The sequence below is a fragment of the Ferviditalea candida genome (genome assembly GCF_035282765.1).
GTDB lineage: Bacteria > Bacillota > Bacilli > Paenibacillales > KCTC-25726 > Ferviditalea > Ferviditalea candida.
The window spans coordinates 81,485-101,292 of record NZ_JAYJLD010000011.1 but is presented as its reverse complement, the minus strand read 5'-3'; the positions used below and the strand labels follow the sequence as shown (position 1 = coordinate 101,292).

At 51.0% G+C, this 19,808-nt stretch carries 16 protein-coding genes; 9 read left to right on the top strand and 7 right to left on the bottom strand.

Annotated elements, in window-relative coordinates; translation table 11 throughout:
- Window positions 1-107 precede the first annotated feature (107 nt).
- The 3 genes from VF724_RS09760 (at window position 108) to VF724_RS09750 (ending at window position 3,558) form a co-directional block, all read left to right on the top strand.
- Window positions 108-1,385 carry a multidrug effflux MFS transporter gene (locus VF724_RS09760; RefSeq protein WP_371754055.1) on the top strand — a complete coding sequence of 426 codons (1,278 nt, stop codon included), beginning with the start codon at window positions 108-110 and terminating at the stop codon, window positions 1,383-1,385.
- Between the two features lie 111 nt (window positions 1,386-1,496).
- On the top strand, window positions 1,497-2,735 hold the full coding sequence (locus tag VF724_RS09755) for a beta propeller repeat protein (RefSeq protein ID WP_371754065.1): 1,239 nt from the start codon (window positions 1,497-1,499) through the stop codon (window positions 2,733-2,735).
- A gap of 349 nt (window positions 2,736-3,084) precedes the next feature.
- A complete protein-coding gene (locus VF724_RS09750) occupies window positions 3,085-3,558 on the top strand; it encodes a DsrE/DsrF/DrsH-like family protein (RefSeq protein ID WP_371754054.1) in 474 nt (157 codons plus the stop codon).
- A 120-nt stretch (window positions 3,559-3,678) separates the two neighbouring features.
- Here VF724_RS09750 and VF724_RS09745 read toward each other — a convergent pair whose 3' ends face one another.
- The 5 genes from VF724_RS09745 to VF724_RS09725 all read right to left on the bottom strand — a co-directional run bounded on the left by VF724_RS09745 (window position 3,679) and on the right by VF724_RS09725 (window position 10,293).
- Complete coding sequence (locus VF724_RS09745) at window positions 3,679-4,164, bottom strand: hypothetical protein (protein ID WP_371754053.1); 486 nt, start codon at window positions 4,162-4,164, stop codon at window positions 3,679-3,681.
- A 13-nt stretch (window positions 4,165-4,177) separates the two neighbouring features.
- Window positions 4,178-7,177 carry a molybdopterin-dependent oxidoreductase gene (locus VF724_RS09740; protein ID WP_371754052.1) on the bottom strand — a complete coding sequence of 1,000 codons (3,000 nt, stop codon included), beginning with the start codon at window positions 7,175-7,177 and terminating at the stop codon, window positions 4,178-4,180.
- Window positions 7,178-7,206: 29 nt separating this feature from the next.
- The gene (locus tag VF724_RS09735) at window positions 7,207-8,760 is read right to left on the bottom strand and encodes a 4Fe-4S dicluster domain-containing protein (protein WP_371754051.1); all 1,554 of its coding nucleotides are present in this window, start codon (window positions 8,758-8,760) and stop codon (window positions 7,207-7,209) included.
- A gap of 442 nt (window positions 8,761-9,202) precedes the next feature.
- A complete protein-coding gene (gene bshB2, locus VF724_RS09730) occupies window positions 9,203-9,889 on the bottom strand; it encodes a bacillithiol biosynthesis deacetylase BshB2 (protein ID WP_371754050.1) in 687 nt (228 codons plus the stop codon).
- 53 nt (window positions 9,890-9,942) lie between these two features.
- Window positions 9,943-10,293 (bottom strand): YojF family protein, encoded by a 351-nt coding sequence (locus tag VF724_RS09725; RefSeq protein WP_371754049.1) that lies wholly within the window; start codon window positions 10,291-10,293, stop codon window positions 9,943-9,945.
- A gap of 246 nt (window positions 10,294-10,539) precedes the next feature.
- Here VF724_RS09725 and VF724_RS09720 point away from each other — a divergent pair, with 246 nt between their 5' ends.
- Genes VF724_RS09720 through cyoD form a run of 4 tightly spaced genes read left to right on the top strand, consistent with a single transcriptional unit; the run spans window position 10,540 to window position 14,297 of the window.
- The gene (locus VF724_RS09720; RefSeq protein WP_371754048.1) at window positions 10,540-11,409 is read left to right on the top strand and encodes a ubiquinol oxidase subunit II; all 870 of its coding nucleotides are present in this window, start codon (window positions 10,540-10,542) and stop codon (window positions 11,407-11,409) included.
- Window positions 11,410-11,422: 13 nt separating this feature from the next.
- Window positions 11,423-13,390 carry a cbb3-type cytochrome c oxidase subunit I gene (locus VF724_RS09715; RefSeq protein WP_371754047.1) on the top strand — a complete coding sequence of 656 codons (1,968 nt, stop codon included), beginning with the start codon at window positions 11,423-11,425 and terminating at the stop codon, window positions 13,388-13,390.
- On the top strand, window positions 13,390-13,989 hold the full coding sequence (gene cyoC, locus VF724_RS09710; RefSeq protein WP_371754046.1) for a cytochrome o ubiquinol oxidase subunit III: 600 nt from the start codon (window positions 13,390-13,392) through the stop codon (window positions 13,987-13,989). Before VF724_RS09715 ends, cyoC begins: the two co-directional genes overlap by 1 nt.
- A gap of 2 nt (window positions 13,990-13,991) precedes the next feature.
- Window positions 13,992-14,297 (top strand): cytochrome o ubiquinol oxidase subunit IV, encoded by a 306-nt coding sequence (cyoD, locus tag VF724_RS09705; RefSeq protein ID WP_371754045.1) that lies wholly within the window; start codon window positions 13,992-13,994, stop codon window positions 14,295-14,297.
- 31 nt (window positions 14,298-14,328) lie between these two features.
- On the opposite strand, the gene VF724_RS09700 is transcribed toward cyoD, so the two are convergent.
- Both VF724_RS09700 and VF724_RS09695 read right to left on the bottom strand, forming a co-directional pair.
- Window positions 14,329-15,276: a DMT family transporter gene (locus VF724_RS09700; RefSeq protein WP_371754044.1), complete on the bottom strand. Its 948-nt coding sequence runs from the start codon at window positions 15,274-15,276 to the stop codon at window positions 14,329-14,331.
- A 40-nt stretch (window positions 15,277-15,316) separates the two neighbouring features.
- Window positions 15,317-16,117, bottom strand: coding sequence for an aspartate dehydrogenase (locus VF724_RS09695; protein WP_371754043.1), 801 nt, complete (start codon window positions 16,115-16,117; stop codon window positions 15,317-15,319).
- Window positions 16,118-16,374: 257 nt separating this feature from the next.
- On the opposite strand from VF724_RS09695, the gene VF724_RS09690 reads away from it, so the two are divergent.
- Window positions 16,375-17,823 carry a PAS domain S-box protein gene (locus VF724_RS09690; protein WP_371754042.1) on the top strand — a complete coding sequence of 483 codons (1,449 nt, stop codon included), beginning with the start codon at window positions 16,375-16,377 and terminating at the stop codon, window positions 17,821-17,823.
- Between the two features lie 162 nt (window positions 17,824-17,985).
- The gene (locus tag VF724_RS09685; protein WP_371754041.1) at window positions 17,986-19,659 is read left to right on the top strand and encodes a glutamine--tRNA ligase/YqeY domain fusion protein; all 1,674 of its coding nucleotides are present in this window, start codon (window positions 17,986-17,988) and stop codon (window positions 19,657-19,659) included.
- Window positions 19,660-19,808 lie beyond the last annotated feature (149 nt).

Sequence of the window (19,808 nt, the reverse complement as noted above, 5' to 3'; positions counted from 1 at the left end):
GGCCGCGGCTAGACATGACGATAAAGAAATAGTAAGGTTAAATTTGAAAATGAGAAGAGGTTCAAGTAAAGAGCGAGATTGAGCCGTTAAAGGAGAGTCGGAAGGGGATGCCAACAGTTCAAACTTCGAATGAGTCGACGAATGGGATGGGGAATGTGAAAGGCCGGTTGGGGCTTGCCGCGATTCTCGGTTCTTTGGTCGCGATCGGTCCGCTTTCAGTGGATATGTATTTGCCGTCGTTGCCGATTCTCGCAAAGGATTTGGGCGCTGGCACATCGTTGGCCCAGTTGAGCTTGACGGCATGCTTGCTGGGTATCGCAATCGGACAACTGCTTGCCGGTTCTTTAAGCGATCGTATGGGGCGCCGACAACCGCTGCTGAGCTCATTGATCATTTATGTTTTGGCGACAATTCTTTGCGCGGAATCGACATCGATCTGGATGTTCATTATTTTTCGGTTTATCCAAGGGATTTCGGGAGCGGCGGGAATTGTAATCTCGCGTGCAATCGTGCGCGATCTGTATTCCGGTACAGAATTAACCCGAATGTATGCAACGCTGATGCTGGTAACCGGAGCCGCCCCTATTTTGGCCCCGGTAGCCGGAGGGTTCATTCTGAAGCTTACCTCGTGGCGGGGAGTTTTTATGGTTTTAAGTATGCTTGGCCTGCTCATGTTTGCGGGCGTTTGGTTCAGAGTGTCGGAAACTTTGGCGGCCAAGGACCGTTTGGCGGGCGGGGCCAAGGCAGTGTTGAACACGTATAAAGAATTGCTCGTCAATCGGAATTTTATGGGCTTTATTTTGACGCAAGCTATCGCTTATTCCGCATTGTTTGCGTATATTTCGGGATCGCCGTTCATCCTTCAAGAAATTTATGGCGCTTCCCCGCAGTTATTTAGCATGTTTTTCGCGATGAACGGGTTGGGCTTAATCTTATTTAGTCAAATTACGGGGCGGCTTGTCCGGAAAATACCGGAAAGAGGCTTGCTGACAGTTGGACTTGTTTTGGCGGTGATCGGCGGGGTGGCGTTATTGTCGGTCATTCTGGCGGGAATCGGATTGATTGGAGTTTTGGCCGCATTATTCGTGGTCGTTGCCAGTTTCGGTGTCATTTCTGTGACATGCACTTCACTTGCTATGCAGGATCAAAAAAAATCCGCAGGCAGCGCCTCGGCTCTGCTGGGATTAATCCAATTTAGTACGGGTGCGGTTGTTGCTCCGTTAGTGGGCATTTCCGGCAGTCATACGGCCGTTCCCATGGGCATGATCATCGCGATAAGTACGACCGGCGCATTATTGAACTATCTGTTTTTTATCCTGATGAGAAAAGGCCCGTCGCCAAACCTGAACGCGAGCCGGTCCGTTGAACAGCAGCAGGCACGTTAGGCCTCGAGAATGAGAAATGGCGCATTCGCCTGCAACATATAGTTAAGCAAAAACGTCAACTCTAATGAAAATGGTCTAAAAAATTTATAGGAGTTGATGAAGGTGCCTCTGATGAGGAAATTTGTGCTCCCCCTTGTCTTGATGATGCTGATAGGGGCGGGGTGCGTTCAACAGACGGGATCGCCGGACTCGACCACAAACACAAACAGCCCAAGCCCAAACCCGACTACAAACACAAACACAGACACCAACGCTGCAAATCCGTCCTCCCTGCCGACAGATCCTTCAAAACAAAGTCCCGATCCGGGTTCAGGCCAATCACAGGGCAAACAGGATGGCGCGACTATGGGGAAAGTGACGGCAGTGCGGCTGATCGATCCTGCATCCGGCTGGGTTGGCGGCAGTGGCTGGATCGCCCGTACGGATGATGCGGGTAAGCAGTGGAAGATACAGTACGTGGGCGAGCAAACGGTCGAGCAGATATTTGCTCTTAACGGTCAGCAAGCCTGGGTGGTATTCAGCCACGATCCCGGCGACTCAAACGGACGCTGTTTGCTGCATACAACGGACGGCGGGGCGCATTGGTCGCCTGTCGGCAGGATGCCGAATGGCGGATTTCTTCATTTCGTATCCAAACAAGAGGCTTTTGCAGCGAATGCGCATACGACGGATGGCGGGCGTACTTGGGAGAAGCTCCCGGTACCAAATGCTATAGTTGGCGATGCTTATTTTCATGACAAGAATCACGGCTGGGCAGCGGCGCAAGAAAACAGCAGAATCGTGTTCAAACGGACTGTCGATGGGGGGCAGACCTGGAAGACCGTCATGTCCCGCAGCACTGCTTCGCGGCTCAATGGAGTTGTTATCCGGTCCGCAGGAGCCGATGATGCTTGGATAGAGTGCATAGGCGATTCCGGGATGTCGCAAACCTCATACTCGCTGTTTCACACGAGCGACGGCGGAAAGAATTGGCTGACGGTAATTGCGAATTCTACGGCCGGAGCCGGACCCGCACCGGGTTATCCGATGAATGATTCCAGCGGACCGCGAAATGCCGGCTCCAAACCGGGTCCCTTATATGTGGTTAGTCCTCAGGTCGCTTTCATGGGCGGCTTTTGTCCGGCTTGCGACTATCCCAACACGGTCGGATGGACTACGGACGGCGGTAAAACCTGGAACAACGGCAAAGCTCAATACATGGGATACGGCGGGGCGCTGCTGGCCATTGCCGATGCCGAGCACGGCTGGTGGATCTGCACGGATAACAGCGAGCCTTCCGTCATGTATACGACATCCGATGGAGGGATGCATTGGAAAAAAGCGCATACGTTTGATCAGCCACCAAAATAGCAGAGTTGGCGAAAGATATGCTCTAAAAAAGAGCATATCTTTCCGTTTTATTATATAGAAAATTCTGATATTTAGGGATATAATTATGATGACAAGGTTAAAAAAATGTTTTGAAAAAATGCCGTGCTTTAACCACCCTTCATTGCAAATTCCCGCCATATATCACCGACCGACGGCTCCTTCGAAATATTTTTCTTCTTACTGCGGGACTTTTTCAACTTGCTTTTGGTAAAGATTGTGCGCACCCCATCGGGGTGAACAACAATATAGGGCCAGTCAAAGGACAAGAGCCCGCAATGTTAAGGATTTAATCCGAGTGAGCAAAATTTATGAGTTGGAGGAGTGCAAAATGTCGGAAAAAGCTACAATGATCGTATTTAGCGGGGATTTGGACAAAGCGATGGCCAGCTTCATAATTGCAACCGGCGCTGCCTCAATGGGGAAAGAAGTCACGATGTTTTTTACATTTTGGGGGCTGAACATCTTGCGCAAGGATCAATATGTCCCAGCCAAGAAAAGCTTTGTTGAATCCATGTTCGGAAAGATGATGCCGAGAGGGCCGGAGAAATTGGGACTTTCCAAAATGAATTTCGGCGGAATGGGCGCCAAAATGATGAAGGGTGAAATGCGCAAAAAAAATATCATCAGCTTGCCGGAATTAATGGAAACGGCAAAGGAGCTTGAGATCAAAATGGTTGCCTGCACGATGTCGATGGATGTGATGGGAATTTCCAAGGAGGAATTGATCGACGGTCTTGAATATGCCGGCGTTGCCACGTTTTTGGGTGCTGCTGATGAAAGCAATATTAATTTGTTCATCTAATTTTAAAATTTTATCGGCTTCAATTGAAAGGGTTTACAATACGGTAAAAAAAGGACTATCCCAGAGTCATTCGACTTTTGGGATAGTCCCTTGTTGATGATGTGAATTTCCGCAGCTGGCTTACGAGCAGCTGGTCGTTACGAACTGTTTGAAATAATCGGTCAGCTTTTGCAGCACAGGATCCCTCACAGAGGCGGTATCCATGCTCAGAACCCGCTCAACAAATCTTTCCAAGCCAAGCATCAAGCCGCCGGGTTCCTTGCTGTCTACCTTCAGCCAAGCGCTTCGGTCGGAGGGGGATTCTCCGTAGACTAAAACCAGCGATTCCGGCTGCATCGATAGCAGCACATCCCATGAATTCATCTCGCGATTCGGACCAACGGACACATTTTCCGTAAAATATACTTCAATGGCCTGTTCCCCTTCAAAGAGATACAGAATCAATGCGGCCTCATCCTCGATCATTCCGGCCCCCCAGTGGGAGTCGCATTGGATCAGTGCAGTTCCTTCAAAGGATTGACTCAAGCCGCAAACAGGATCCCAGATGTGCAGCTCCGCTTCCGATTGGTCCCTTCCCAGCGCAACGGGGTATACTTGAAATTCCATAGGGGAGGCCTCCTTATTCGGTTGGCATTTTGTAATAATCGGGATGCGGTTTGAGCGGCCGCATCATCCAGTATGGGCGCCGCATTCCTCCGGGTCCCGGAGCGGGGCGGGTCAGCTTCAGCCAATCATGGTATACCTCGTGCGCTTTTTGCGTATCCACTTGAACGTCGCCATATTGATCGTCCGCGCTTGCTTTCAGGGCTCTCACCTTCTGGTGCCAGCACATCATGCCGCTGATCGGATCGGGGTGTGCCGGGAAAATCAGATTTTGATGCACGCCGCCTTCGGTCCACCAGATTCGCTCGGAATCGGGATCGTCGCTCTTGAATGGGGTCGGACCGTGTACCTGCTTCATCCGCCACTTTGTTCCATCCTTTTGCAAGCGGACAACCGAGGAGTTCCAGCGGTCGCTGCCCTGGTCTTCGTGCAGGCGCCATCTGCCCAAATGATGGGAACAAGCGATGACGCCGGGACGAATGCCCTCGGTTACCCAAACCTTATCGACAAAATAGCCGACTTCAGTGCTCAATTTTACGAGATCGCCGGTCGTTACCCCTAGCTTTTTGGCGTCTACGGGACTCAGCCAAATCGGGTTCGCATGCGAAATCTCATACAGCCATTTTGCTCCGTTGGTTCGGGTATGGATCAGCGTAGGCAGCCGGAAGGTCGGAAGCAGAATGAACTCTGAATTGTTCCGGTCGATCGATTCCGGATGAACATGGCTGATGACATGCGGCATTTTTTTGCGTTCTTCCTGGTTGCGCGGGTAGATCGGAATCGCGTATTCCTTCCAATTCCAATCCTTGAGCGTCGTCGAGAAAAACTCCAGCTTGCCTGACGGAGTAGGGAAGCCTTCTACCGGCTTTCCGTCGACGACAATGCCGACCCGAACGTCTCCTTGTTCGTTTTTAAACGGTCCCGGATACGGTCGGAAATTGATTTTTTTCGGCGGCTTCTGAGCCCATACGCCCGGTTTTCTTGAGACACCGGCTTCCTCTGCAGCCGCGACTTCTTTATTTTCGTTGGCAATCAGGTGGTTGTGATCAGCAGGCGCAACAATCGTCGCTTCCTTGAGCACTTCCTCGGGCACCGGCTTTTCATTGAGGCTGAATACGTCGGTTGTGATTTGGAAAGTTCCGTAACGCCGCATGTATTCCATGGGCGAAAGTCCTTCCTTCGCAGCCGCTTCAGGCAGTCCGGGCACGGAATTTTCAAAGATCCAGCGGTAATATTCCTCGATCGTGATTTTGCTTCCTGGGCGGTAGGGCGATTCGAAATACTTGCGAATTCCCATCGAGCCGTCAGGATCGATGCGCCACGACAATTCAATCCAAAATTCATTCTCCTCCCAGACTTCGCCGGGGTTCGCCTGATAAGTAAATTCGATCTTCTCTCCGGCCTGTTCCTTTGCCACGCGCAACACCGGTTGTCTGAAGCCGATCCATTGAGCCGCGTGAGTCTCATAGCTGTGCAGATCATGACGCTCGGTTGCCAAGCCCATGGGCAGGACGTAATCGGCATATTGCGCCGTTTCCGACCAAGTCGGGGTCAAAGCGGCATGAATGCCCACCTTGCTTTCATCCGACAGCATATCAATCCAAGCAAAGCCGTTCGGGAATGTCCAGACCGGATTCAATACCCTAGTAAAGTAGACCTCAAGTCTCTTTCCGTTGTCCTGCAGAATATCCGGCAGACAGAAGCCCATTTCGAAATTCGCCAGCGGAAACTCCTTCGGGAAGTGGTTTTCATTCCAATAACGTACGTTCTGGTGCGGTTCATTGAACGGTCCGGGAACGAACTTGACCCACGAGTTGGGAAGCATGCTGCCCGGCTTTCCGACCGCGCCCATCAGCACGTTGATGAAAAACAGCGCGCGCGCGATCATCCATCCGCCGCGGTGTCCCGCAGCCGCATTTCTCCAAATGTTCGATGAGAAGGCGCTGCCAGCCCGGGCAACCTCCTTCGCCACATCCTCCAACATTTGCGCTTTGACGCCGGTTTCCGCTTCCGCCCATTCAAAAGTATACGACCTGTAGACGTCTTTTAAAAATTGCACAAAGTCTTTAAACGAAGACCCGCTCGGCATGCGGTCCAGATACCCTGTTTCGTGAAGAAAATCCAAGTAGGCACGGTCGGCAAGCAGCTCATCCCAATTGACCCATTTGCGCACATACTCGGCGTTGAATAGATCATTCTGGATCAAATAGTTGGCAATAGCCAACAGGAGCGCGGTTTCCGTTCCAGGCCAAGGGGACATCCAATAGTCCGCGCGGGAGGCCGTATTGGAAAGACGGGTGTCGATGACGCAAATTTTTGTTCCTTTCTGCTTGGCTTCAATGATCCGCTGGGCATTCGGGTTAAAGTAGTGCCCGGATTCCAGATGGGCGCTCAACATCAGGATGAAGCGGGCATCAGTATAATCCGGAGCCGGACGATCCATGCCCATCCAGAACATATAACCTGTGCGCGCTCCGGAGGAGCAGACGTTGGTGTGCGAATTATGACCATCCACGCCCCAAGCGGAAAGCACCCTCTCGGTAAACATGTCTTCTCCTGGACGGCCGACGTGATACACCACTTCATCTTTGCGGTTCTCCTGAATCGCCTTGCGAATTCTGCCGCCGAGATCATCGAGCACTTCATTCCAGCTGACACGCTCCCACTGGCCGCCGCCGCGCTCGCCTTTGCGGCGCATCGGATAAAGGACGCGGTCAGGGTTGGTTACCTGACCGATAGTGGCGGGACCCTTCGCACAATTTCGTCCGCGGCTCGCGGGATGCAGCGGGTGACCCTCCAGCTTCCGGATATTGCCCGTATCTTTATCGATATAAGCGAGTAAGCCGCAGGCGGCTTCACAGTTAAAGCAGACTGTGGGGATCAATCGATAATTTTTCTTCACTTGCCGGGGCCAAGCCTTCGCGTCCAGCTCTTCCCAGTCGTCCCAACGGTCAGGGGGCGGGAATGAACTCAGCTTTCCAAATCGTTCAAAAATTTTCTTTTCAGTCGTACTCATGCTCTTCCCTCCATGACTTTGATGTAAATTCAGCTTAAAGGAACCGATTGCCCTGCTTGCACATAGGCATGCTCATAGGCCAACAAACCGATCAAACCAAGCAGAGAGGCCAGCTCGACCATTCCCGATCCGGAAGCCCAGGCGAGCAGGAACGGCACGATTCCGCCGGCGACCACTCCTGTCCAGTAAAAATTGCGGAAACGGCCCTTGATCATTTGATGCGCTGCTCTGGAAGCGTCCGCCGTCATATGCGGAATGACCGCTTCGCTGAGAATCAAGGCCAGATGAAGGGCGACGGATGCGAGCAGGATGACGCGAACAAGATTAAGGGAAGCGTCGGGAAGCGGCATAAACATTGCGAGAAGGGCGAATGCGGCTGCACCGGACAAGACCGCCTGAACAAAAAGGTGGAGCGGAAGCGTCGGATTCTGCCACAGATCGCGGCCTTTGGATTGCGAGAATAAAAATGCGGTATAAATCGCCGTAAGGGTTCCAAGGATCAGTCCTGGCCACCAGAGGGCTTCGGCAAGCACCGCACTTCCGGCAATACCGGCGATAAACTGCAGCAGCAGGACGATGGAATAACCCAAAATAATGAATGCGCCGCGCACCAGCCACGATTTCCATTGGGGCCGGGTGAAGATCGTATAGAACCGGGACGGATGCTTCAAATCGGCGATTAACAGAACTCCCGTCAAGGCTAGGAAAACTCCTCCGACAACAGCGGTCATTGTCGTCCAGGCGGCATCCATAGGTTGACCGAGCAGGCCGAGAAACGCATAAAGCATGAACACGCCGGCCGCGATCGATTTGGTCCATGTGTACATCGAGACCATCCAGCCCCATGGAGCCTTGTGGGGAACATCGTAAGCGACCACCGCGGCGGCAACGCTGCGCAGAGAAGAATTGATGCTTTCCACGGGATAGCCCTCATTTTGCTGCGAATACATATGCATGCCGGTATAATTCGCGGCGGTAGGAGATAATGTGGATTCGTTAGCGTTTACATAGAAGACTTTCGGGGAGGTGCCTTTCTCCGGTTTGCGCACATCGACTTTCTGTCTGGCGATGATTTGCGAGACCAGGCTTTCCGGTTCGTACAGGTTTCCGACAATGATCGCTTCCTCCGGACAAACCACCACGCATGCCGGCTCCAAGCCCTGGTCGATGCGGTGCGCGCAGAAATTGCATTTCTCGGCGCTGTGGCTTTCCGGGCTGATATGGATGGCGTCATAAGGGCATGCCGCGATACAGGCTTTGCATCCGATGCAGATATCCCTGTCAAAATCCACGATCCCGTCAGGGCGTTTGTACATGGCCGTAACCGGGCATACGGGAACACACGGCGCATCTTCGCACTGATTGCACCGCGTAACCTGGAAATGGCGGCTGACTTCGGGGTAAATCCCGACCTCCACCTGCTTTACATACGTTCGGTTGACGCTTAGCGGCACTTCATGTTCCGATTTGCATGCCGTGGAACACGCGTGGCAACCGATGCACCTGTTATTGTCGATGACCTTGCCCCATTTGACCGCCGTACTGCCAAGGCCGCTGTCAATGATATTCAACTCCTTGATCATCTCTTGTCGTCCCTCGCTTTCAAGTAGAATAGATGATGTGCAAAAATTCAGATTTTTTGTCGCGAAAAAATCGAGCGCAAAATTTTGCTCTCAATTAAATCTAGCATAACAGGGGGAACATGGGAAATTCACGCTGCTTATTTCACTTATAAGCTGAATTTATAATTGTTTTGGAGAAGCTTATTTTTCTCGAAAGCACATCAAAAGCCGCACCGGCAACGGAGCGGCTCTTTGTAACCACATTTATAAGTTTCGGAGCTTTTCAAAAGCAAATTCTTATTGGCATGAAAAACGACATATAAACGCGGTCTTGCTGCAGCTTTCTGATTGGCGATAAAACCTTCCGCTATACGCGGTCGCTCATCACCGAAAAGGCCTCGATAGAGGTTTTCTCATGCTCGTTTTTTGGCATCCGATAGATCGTCAGGTTTTGTGGGAGGAATCAGGAAGGTGAATTCCACTCCCAGCGATAAGTCCAGAAACGCTCTGTGCTGATCTTTTTAAGCTGCTCCGGATCCTCGGCGGGATCCTTTCCTTCAAATCGATTGTGAATAAATTGAATTTGCGATTGATGGGCAAAAAGCGATCCGATCTTTTGTTTGGCAAACGCGCTGACGTCATGCACAATGTCCGGCGGGCCCAATACTTGCTCCACTTGGTTGGCAAAGCCGAGGCAGTAAATATCCGGTCTTTCCGGCTCGGGCAGGCGAGCGACGGCGCGAATCACTGCAGCTCCGGTAGCGTTATGATCCGGATGGACGCTTAGCTCGGGGTGAAACGTCATGATCAGCGAAGGATCGGTTTCTCTAACCACATCAAGTATGCGATCGGCCAGCGCCTCCGGATCTTCGAATTCCACGGTTTTGTCGCGCAGACCGAACTTGCGCAAATCGGTAATTCCGATAGAGCGGCAAGAGGCCTCCAATTCCCGCTCGCGAATGAGCGGCAGGGTCTCGCGATTGGCAAACAGGGGGTTGCCCATCATTCGCCCCATCTGTCCCAGGGTCAAGCATACATAAGTTACGGGAGTGCCGTTCTGGATGTGGTGTGCGGCGGTCCCGGAAAACCCGAACGCTTCATCATCCGGGTGGGGCAGGACGATCAAAACATGCCGTTCTTTACGAATCATCTTGCTACCTCCTTGTCGATTGTTCTTGAACGGAATAGCCGATAACTGCTGCTTCAGGTAGGGAACGGGGTTCTGCTCAATTCCAATGCGACGGCAAGCTTTCCGTCTCCGTCATGGCCAGCGGTAAGCAATCGCCCTTCGGAGTCAGTTTCCCAATGGGTCAAGCCCTCTGCATATACCCAGCCGAGCGGCAGCTTCAAGCCGATGCGATAAGGGCCCTGCCCTTTGACCGAGCCGCGGGTGTAGCGGATCAATCCGTTGCGGATGTAAGCGCCGGCGGTAATTTTAGTAGCATCCAAGTGGGAGGCGTATGCGCCGTTTGTCGTTTCCAGATGAAGGTATACGTCCTGCTCGGCGTACTGATCCAGTGCGTGCTGAAGTGCTTCCAAATCGATGGGCCGCATGTTGAACTCCTCCAGTATGGTTTTTGTGAACAAGGTCTCTTTCTATTTTGAACTGAAATGAAACAATTCTCAAGATGCAGATTGTTCACGTTCCAATTTTGTTAACAAATCAGCAAATTTGTTTGAAATTTCTTTTACAGGATGGTGCCGGTTTTGTGAAAATCGCAAAAAGGATGACTCGAAACGATTGTCTGCGGCATCAAATAAAAAACCGCGGGAATTTTTTTGAGAGATGGGGAGGGTGAAATGAAGCTTCGGAAATTTTTTATGCGTTCAAAACCGTTTCTCGTCGCCGGTTTATTCGTTTTCTTCCTGGCAGGCTGCAGAAGCCAGTTTCCGGTGTTGGACCCGCAAGGACCCGTTGGAAAAAGCGAATATCAACTCATTGTGTTCTCGGCTATCCTGATTGCCGTGATTGTCGTTCCCGTCCTGCTGATTTTGGTTTACATCGTTTACCGCTATCGCGCCCACCTTGGAAATAATGCGCCTTACACTCCCGAATGGGCAGACAGCAAGCTTCTGGAGACGGTGTGGTGGGGGATTCCGATTTTGATTGTCGGCGTATTGGGTTGGTACACCGTGAATACGACCTTCCTGCTGGTGAAGCCGCCGGTCAAAGATGTCAAGCCGCTCACGATTCAGGTGATCTCGCTGGATTGGAAATGGCTGTTTCAGTATCCGGATCAGCAAATTGCCACCGTGAATTACTGTGAAATTCCGGAAGGCATGCCTGTCCAGTTTGTGCTCACTTCAGACGCGCCCATGAATTCGTTTTGGGTTCCCCAGTTGGGCGGCCAAGAGTATTCGATGCCGGGCATGGCCATGCGGCTGTGGCTTCAGGCCGACAAAACCGGGGATTATGCCGGTTCTGGCGCCAATTTTACCGGCAGAGGATTTGCGCATATGCGGTTTCAAGTGCTTGCAAGACCGCAATCCAGCTTCAACGCCTGGGTTGATCAGATCAAGAAAACATCGCCCCCGCTTACCCAAGCAGGCTATCAGCAATTAAAGAAGCCGGGAGTTGCCGATCATATGTCGTATTCCGCTTATCCTCCAGGACTTTTTAATGACGTTGTAAACAAGAACCGGAACCATCCTTCCTCTTGGCGAAGATAAGGAGAGAAATCATATGGGAAATGGAAATTTAACCGCATCCCATTTTTTTGTCACCGGAGATCCGTTGATCTACAGTGCGGATGCAGCCATTATATTGAGCGTTTTGAGCATCCTTTTCTTCCTGACCCGCTGTCATAAGTGGGGCTGGCTGTGGAGGGAATGGATCACGAGCGTGGATCATAAAAAGATCGGGATTATGTATATGATTGCCGCAATGCTGATGCTGTTCCGCGGAGGAGTTGACGCGCTGCTGATGCGGACACAATTGGCGCTGCCCAACCTGCAGTTCCTGCGGGCGCAGCACTATGATGAAATTTTTACGACGCATGGGACGATCATGATTCTGTTTATGGCGATGCCGCTGATGTTCGCATTATTCAACATCGTGGTGCCGCTGCAGATCGGCGCAAGGGATGTCGCCTATCCGTTTCTGAATGCGGTAAGCTTCTGGCTGTTTTTTTTCGGAGCGATGCTATTCAACCTGTCTTTTGTGATCGGCGGATCGCCGGATGCCGGATGGCTCGCCTATCCGCCCTTATCGGAGACGGCGTTCAGCCCGGGGCCGGGGGAGAATTTCTATATCTGGGGAATTCAAATTTCGGGAATCGGAAGCTTGGCTACCGGGATCAACTTTGTTGCGACCATTCTGAAAATGCGGGCGCCGGGCATGAAGCTGATGCGCATGCCCTTATTTGCCTGGTCGGTTCTGTCGAGCTCAATCGTGATTATCTTTGCATTTCCGGTCTTAACGATCACGCTGGCGCTGCTGTTTATCGACCGTTTTGCAGGCGCCCATTTTTTCGGCATGACCGGCGGCGCCAATCCGATGATGTATGTCAACCTGATCTGGATGTGGGGGCATCCTGAGGTGTATATCGTCGTTCTTCCTGCCTTCGGTGTGTTCTCTGAAGTGGTGAGCACATTCGCCAAAAAAAGAATATTCGGCTATAAGTCCATGGTCTTCTCCATGTTAATCATCAGCGTGCTGTCGTTTTTCACCTGGGTGCATCACTTTTTTACGATGGGCGCGGGAGCGGATGTAAATGCTTTCTTTGCCGTGACCACGATGGCCATTGCCATTCCCACCGGCGTCAAGGTATTTAACTGGCTGTTTACGCTTTATCGCGGGCGTATTACAATGGCGTCGCCGATGCTGTGGACCATTTCGTTTATTCCCGCTTTTGTCGTAGGAGGGGCGACAGGGGTCATGCTGGCCGTTGCGCCGGCGGATTATCAGTATCACAACAGCTATTTCCTGATTGCGCATTTCCATCAAGTTTTGATCGGCGGCGTGGTATTCGGCTATTTTGCCGGATTGTATTATTGGTGGCCCAAGATGTTCGGCTTTCAATTGGATGAGCGTTTGGGCAAATGGGCGTTCTGGCTGTGGAATATCGGGTTCTATGTTTGCTTCATGCCGCAGTATGCGTTGGGCTTTATGGGAATGACGCGGCGTGTCTATACTTATGGATGGGATCTGGGCTGGGCGCCGCTTAACTTCGTGTCTACCGTCGGAGCCTTTCTGATGGGCGCGGGGTTTGTTTTTCAAGTCTGGCAAATCCTATACAGCATTCGGCATGGCCGGCGCGACCTCACTGGCGATCCGTGGAACGGCCGTACTCTGGAATGGTCGATGCCGTCTCCGGCACCGTATTACAATTTTGCCCAGATTCCTCAAGTGAAGGACCGGGACGCGTGGTGGATGGAAAAACAACAAATGCCGGAAGAAGGCCGGGGGAACACAGCGGTAAAATACGAGCCGATTCACATGCCGAAGAACTCCGGAATCCCGTTTGTCATGGCGGTTTTCTGGTTTATTGCAGGCTTTGGCTTTACGTTTCACTGGATAGCGTTGGGGATCGCCGGACTGGCCGGAGTCGGCATGAGCTTGCTGGCCCGTTCCTTTCAATACAAGATGGAGTATGAGATTCCGGTGGAAGAAATTCAACGCGTCGAAGCGTCTATGGGGAGGATTGGATAATGCAGCATGCGGAAGCTTCACACGAACAGATCGGCCATCTTGACCATGAGGCCTTAAAGGTATTCGGCTTTTGGATTTTTCTGGTGACCGATTGTCTGTTATTCGGGACGTTATTTGGAGTTTTCGTCGTTCTGCGCTCACATACGGATGGAGGCCCGACCGGAAAAGAATTGTTCGAAATCCCGGGCTTTGTTGCCGAGACATTCATTTTGCTGACCAGCAGCTTCACCAGCGGAATCGCCACACTCGCGATGAATCAAGGGAACATCAAGCGTGTGATCGGTTGGTTGATCGTGACCGCGCTGTTGGGGCTGGCGTTTGTGGGCCTGGAAGTGAGTGAATTTACGAAAATGGCCATGGAAGGTGCGACAATCTCACGAAGCGCGTTTCTCTCTTCCTTTTTTACGCTGGTGGGCACGCATGGTCTGCACGTATCGATCGGGTTGGTGTGGATGACCGCCTTGATGATCCAATTGCGAAGGCATGGAATGAATGCGGTGACTCGCCGCAAAATGACGATCATTGGGCTGTACTGGCATTTTCTTGATGCGGTCTGGATCTTTCTGTTTACCGTGGTGTATCTGATGGGAGTGATGTGAGGATGACGCAGAAAGAAACGTATGGAACGATGAGGGAATATGTGACCGGATTTATTTTGTCGATTGTGTTGACCGTCATTCCCTTGGTCCTGGTCTTGAATCACCTGCTGGGCACTTCAGCGTTGATCATTGTGATCGTGGCGATGGCGGTTCTGCAATTTTTGGTGCAACTGTTTTTTTTCATGCATATCCGGGAAACGGAAAAACCCCGGTACAATGTGATGGCATTGGTTTTCGGACTCGTATTTATCGTTGCCATTGTCGGGGGCTCCGTCTGGATCATGACCTTTAACGCTCAGGTGCATTGACCCGAATAACAGGCGGATGGAGAATCAATGCTCATTTTCCGAAAATGATAATGAAGGTGCCCAGAAAGATCGTGACCGCTGTCGCGCCCATTCGGAGGGTGACCTTTTCCTCGCGTCGCAAAAAGAGCTTTACCAAGAACACGGTGATGATCGGCTCCATCGCGGCAACGACACTGGCATAGGAGACGTTCGTATACAGCAATGCGGCAAAAAAGCTGATTTGAGCGATTCCCGTAAGCATTCCCGCGACCACAAAATGAGTATTGAAGTGCCGGAGATTGCTGAGGATCGTTTCTTTCAGGCTTCCGTTCACGGACTTCATCAGCAGAAACAGCAGCAGGGCAACCGATGAGCCGATCAACGAGCCGAGAATGGGATCGTCAAAATCGACCATGCCCTGCTTGCGCGAGATTTGGCCCAAACCGATAAATAATGCAGCCGAAAAGGAAAGCAAAAGTCCGCTCCTTAATTTGCTCTGCGGAGCTTTCTGTCCGGAATCCTGCGGGCTGGTTGGCTTGGTCTCATCCGCGCGCGGCAGCTTGGATTGGTGAAAATCGTGGAGCGCCTGCAGGAATAAGGCCGCGAAAATTACGGCCATTCCCACTCCGCCCCAAAAAGAAATCCGCTCGCCCAACAGCAGTACGGCAATGATTACGGTGAATACCGGAGCGGTGTTTTTAAGGGCCGCCACTCGGGACGAACCGATGCGGCGGATGCCCGCAAACAGCAAAATTCGACCAACGAAGGCGGTAAAAATGCCGGCGAGCGCAAAATAAACAAAGTTTTCCAACGCAAGCGGCATCCGCGGACCGCCATAGATGGCAATCCGCAGCAATTCAAGGACGGCAATCAGGATGACCATGGTAAAGAGCGAGAGGAATTCGCCGTTGTCTTTTTTTGACCGCTTCATCCCGTTTTGTATGAAAATATAATTGGAGGAAAACGCCAGCGCGCTGATAAATGCCAAACCAACACCCATTAAGGTTACCTGCCGTTCTTTGAAGGAATTCGAATCCGGACTAGAGTCCGATCATCAGCGGGGTGGATAAGTTTTTCAGCACCTTGGCCATGCTCATGGCCACGATCCATCCCGTCTTCGGGTTGTGGGAAGGGGTGTTGAAAATGTTCAGCCGGATTTCTCCGAATTTGCCGGAAGCATTGATTTCATGCGTGTTTTGGTCGATCCCCGGATCTACATAAACTTTGACTTTCGTCTGCTCAAAGCCAACCCCGGCCAAGCTCAAAGCTGCAGACACGTTCACGCTTTGCGGAAACAGCCGGGCCGACTCTCTGGCCGAGCCTTCAAATACACATACCGGCTCGGTGATTCTTTCAATGTCGACTTGTTCTTCCACGATCGTTCCATACCAAGCTTTCGGGGGCTTGCGGCTGATCAGCGTAATATGTTCCATGGGACCGAGTGTGCCGGCAGCAATCCTGTCCAAGCCGCCGATCGCACAGGAGGGGATAATCAGTCTGCGGCCGGCTTGTTCCGCCGCCTTCAGCACCCGATCATACAAAGCCGAGTCGGCAAAAGCGCCGACACTCGCCACCATAAAATCGCTTCCGCCCGACAGAGCGCGTTCGGCATACAACTTGACCGCTTCATGGCTGGCTCCTTCTATAATGATATCGAGGCTTTTGCCGAAAAAATCCTCGGCTTTATCGACAAACAATTCCGAGTCGAGCGGGGTATCCACTTTATTTTTATCTCTGACAAGGATAGCCGCCACCTTAACACTGCCGGCTTTACCTTCACGGATATAGTCAACCAGGTCCCTTCCGATGGAGCCGTAACCTATTATACCAATGTTCAGCACGTTTACCTACTCCTTTGACTTCAAAATATAAGAGGAAATAAAAATATTTCCGCTTGCATGATAATAGTATATTGTATACCATATTGATAATCTAGTAAATGTTCAGGAAGGCCGCAGAGAAATTAAAATTATCTGAGTAATTTCATGTAAATTTAAGGTTTTAAATATATAATAAGCGTATTGATAACTGTATGTCCTCAACGCTGACGAATGCATATACCCGGGGTTCGATGACATGGCGGGGAAGGGGCTGCTTCATGCTGAATCAACATTTGAATATGATAAACTCGCATGATGGCAGATTGCGAAGCTATCAGTCCGCCATAGAGAACCATCCGGACGGGGTTTTAATCCTCGATCGGGACGGACGGTGCAGGGAGTTGAATCCTGCTGTTTCAGAGCTGACGGGTTATACTTTGGAGGAATTCTGTCAAAAAAAATTATCCTTCTTGATCCTGCCCCAAGATCTGGAGAAGACGCGCAATCATATCCAGCTGGCGCTGCGGGGAATACCGCAGAGATACGACATGACGATTATCCATAAAAGCGGGCTTCCGCTTCATATCCAAATGACCAATGTGCCGATCATCCTGAACCATGAGGTAGCCGGCGTTTTTTGCATTGGCCGGGACATTACCGCACGCAAGCAGCTGGAAGAGCAGCAGAGATCGGTCAAGCAGCAGCTTGAATCCTTTATTGAGAACAACGTGGATCCGATTCTTATGGTCAGAGAGGACGGCAAGGTATTGCGCGTAAACGAATCCTTCGTGAACACGTTCGGATGGAAAGCGAACGAGTTCGTCGGGATGAATGTTTTTGACCTGCACCTTATCCCGGACGAAAAGAAGGGCGAATTTGAAGAGCTGGCACGCGAGATGAGAGCCGGCAATAAAATCATCGGAAAGGAAACCGTCCGTCTAAGAAAAGACGGCGGAAGGATGAATGTTTTGTTGTCGAGCTCCCCGATTCTTGACGAAAAAGGAGAGGTCACCGGTTGGTCGGTCACCTTGCGCGATATCACTGAGAAAAAGAAATCGGAAGAACTGCTGCTGCAGGAGGAAAAGCTTCTTGTCGCCGGTCAATTGGCTGCGGGAGTGGCCCATGAAATCAGAAATCCGCTGACCGCGCTGAAAGGCTTCGTGCAGTTAATGGAAAAAGAAAAAAGTTATAATGAGCAATATTTGGGGATCATGCTTGAGGAATTAAAGCGGATTGAATTAATCACCAACGAATTGCTGATGCTGTCGAAGCCGCAGCAGAGCCAATTCGTACATAAAAATCTGATCGGGATCCTGCAGGAAGTGATTGCGCTGCTCGGCGCGCAAACGATAATGAATAATATCATTCTGCTGACCGATTTTGAAACCGGTTCAATCCAGGTTCATTGCGACCGGAACCAGCTGAAGCAGGTTTTTATCAATTTTATCAAAAATGCGATAGAAGCCATGCCCGGAGGCGGAAATCTGCGGATACAAGTGCGGAAGCAAGGCGCATACGCCGTCATTCGCTTCATTGACGAGGGCTGCGGCATACCGCAGGAGCAGCTTGCCATGCTGGGCCAGCCTTTTTTCACTACCAAGGAAAAAGGTACGGGGCTGGGCTTGATGGTCAGCCGAAGAATTATTGAAAATCATCATGGAACACTGAATATTTCCAGCGAAATCGGCGTGGGGACAACGATGGAAATCTTTTTTCCGGTTTGCTGAGTGACATATTCCGCCTTATGGATGGAAATCATAGGGAACAAGCGGTTAAGGAGAACGAATCCGTTCTCCTTATTCATTTTGCAGCAGAGAATAATGAAATTTCCGCACATTTATTATATTATTATTGATTAAGTGACTTTTTGCACGAAAGGGTGGATATGAGTGGAGACAAAAGAGACAAAACAGGCATCTTCAAATTTTATCAGAACCATTGTCATCGAGGACTTGAACGAGGGCAGGACGGATCGGATTGTGACCCGCTTTCCGCCTGAACCGAACGGTTACCTGCACATCGGACACGCCAAATCGATCTGCCTCAACTTTGAGCTGGCCGACGAATTCAACGGAAGGACGAATCTCCGCTTTGACGATACAAATCCTATGAAAGAAGATACGGAATATGTGGAAGCGATCAAAGAAGATGTGACGTGGCTCGGCTTTCAATGGGACGGCATGCATTTTGCCTCGGATTATTTCGACGAACTGTATGATCGGGCTGTTCTGCTGATCCGCAAGGGCAAGGCGTATGTGTGCGACTTGACTCAGGATCAAATCCGCGCGACACGCGGAACGCTGACCGAGCCGGGCCAAGAGAGTCCTTATCGCAACCGCAGTGCGGAGGAAAATTTGGATCTGTTCCAACGCATGCGGCAAGGGGAATTCAAGGACGGGGAAAAGGTGCTGAGGGCCAAAATCGACATGGCCTCCCCGAATATCAACATGCGGGATCCGGTATTGTACCGAATTTCGCATACTGCGCATCACCGAACCGGCGACAAGTGGTGTATTTATCCGATGTATGATTTCGCCCATCCTTTGAGCGACGCCATCGAAGGCGTTACCCATTCTTTGTGCACCTTGGAATTTGAAGACCACAGACCGCTGTATGACTGGGCGATCCGGGAATGCGAGATGGAAGCCCAGCCGCGCCAATATGAATTTGCACGGTTGAATATGACAAACACGGTGATGAGCAAACGGAAGCTGAAGCAGCTTGTGGATGAGAAAATCGTCGACGGATGGGACGATCCGCGCATGCCGACGATATCAGGCCTACGGAGAAGAGGCTTCACACCGGAAGCGATCCGCAATTTTGCCAGGGAAATCGGCGTTTCCAAAAGCAACAGTATCGTCGATGACAGGATGCTCGAGCATTTTATCAGGGAAGATTTGAAAATGAAGGCGCCGCGAACGATGGCGGTGTTGAATCCGCTGAAATTGGTGATTATGAATTATCCGGAAGGACAGACGGAGTGGCTGGACGCTGAAAATAATTCGGAAAATCCGGAAATGGGCAGCCGGCAAATCCCGTTTTCCAGGGTGATCTATATTGAGCAGGATGATTTTATGGAGAAACCGCCGAGCAAATATTTCCGGTTGTTTCCCGGCAATGAGGTGCGGCTGAAGAATGCGTATTTTATCAAATGCGTTGATGTGGTCAAGGACGACAGCGGACAAGTCCTTGAGATTCGCTGCACATATGATCCGGAAACGAAAAGCGGAACCGGCTTTACGGGCAGAAAAGTTAAAGGTACGATTCATTGGGTGGAAGCGACGCACGCGATTGCGGCGGAGTTCAGGTTGTTTGAGCCGCTGCTGCTGACAGACGAATCGGAAGACGAAAAAAGCTTCTTGGAAAACATCAATCCGAGGTCGATCGAAATCCTGCAAGGATTCGTGGAACCGAATATGAAAGATGCGCAGGCGCAGGACAAATTTCAATTTTTCCGGCACGGATACTTTAACGTGGATCCCAAATTGACCGCCAAAGACAAAATAGTATTCAATCAGATTGTTTCCTTAAAAAGCTCATACGATGTTGTACAAAAAGCATAATTATCCAGTGAAAAAGCCATTCCGCATTCAACTTGCGGAATGGTTTCTTTGTTTGCGGCCGTACAGACGGCAATACAGACGGCTCAACCGGCTATTCGTGCGTTAAAACCTGCAACTTAAACAAATTGCAACACAATTCGAGATGAAGC

Coding starts and splice junctions, on each gene's coding strand:
- VF724_RS09690 (WP_371754042.1), top strand. CDS start 16,375: ATGCTGAATCAACATTTGAATATGATAAACTCGCATGATGGCAGATTG.
- VF724_RS09745 (WP_371754053.1), bottom strand. CDS start 4,164: ATGGAATTTCAAGTATACCCCGTTGCGCTGGGAAGGGACCAATCGGAA.
- VF724_RS09755 (WP_371754065.1), top strand. CDS start 1,497: ATGAGGAAATTTGTGCTCCCCCTTGTCTTGATGATGCTGATAGGGGCG.
- VF724_RS09735 (WP_371754051.1), bottom strand. CDS start 8,760: ATGATCAAGGAGTTGAATATCATTGACAGCGGCCTTGGCAGTACGGCG.
- VF724_RS09760 (WP_371754055.1), top strand. CDS start 108: ATGCCAACAGTTCAAACTTCGAATGAGTCGACGAATGGGATGGGGAAT.
- VF724_RS09725 (WP_371754049.1), bottom strand. CDS start 10,293: ATGCGGCCCATCGATTTGGAAGCACTTCAGCACGCACTGGATCAGTAC.
- bshB2 (WP_371754050.1), bottom strand. CDS start 9,889: ATGATTCGTAAAGAACGGCATGTTTTGATCGTCCTGCCCCACCCGGAT.
- cyoC (WP_371754046.1), top strand. CDS start 13,390: ATGCAGCATGCGGAAGCTTCACACGAACAGATCGGCCATCTTGACCAT.
- VF724_RS09740 (WP_371754052.1), bottom strand. CDS start 7,177: ATGAGTACGACTGAAAAGAAAATTTTTGAACGATTTGGAAAGCTGAGT.
- VF724_RS09720 (WP_371754048.1), top strand. CDS start 10,540: ATGAAGCTTCGGAAATTTTTTATGCGTTCAAAACCGTTTCTCGTCGCC.
- cyoD (WP_371754045.1), top strand. CDS start 13,992: ATGACGCAGAAAGAAACGTATGGAACGATGAGGGAATATGTGACCGGA.
- VF724_RS09750 (WP_371754054.1), top strand. CDS start 3,085: ATGTCGGAAAAAGCTACAATGATCGTATTTAGCGGGGATTTGGACAAA.
- VF724_RS09700 (WP_371754044.1), bottom strand. CDS start 15,276: ATGGGTGTTGGTTTGGCATTTATCAGCGCGCTGGCGTTTTCCTCCAAT.
- VF724_RS09715 (WP_371754047.1), top strand. CDS start 11,423: ATGGGAAATGGAAATTTAACCGCATCCCATTTTTTTGTCACCGGAGAT.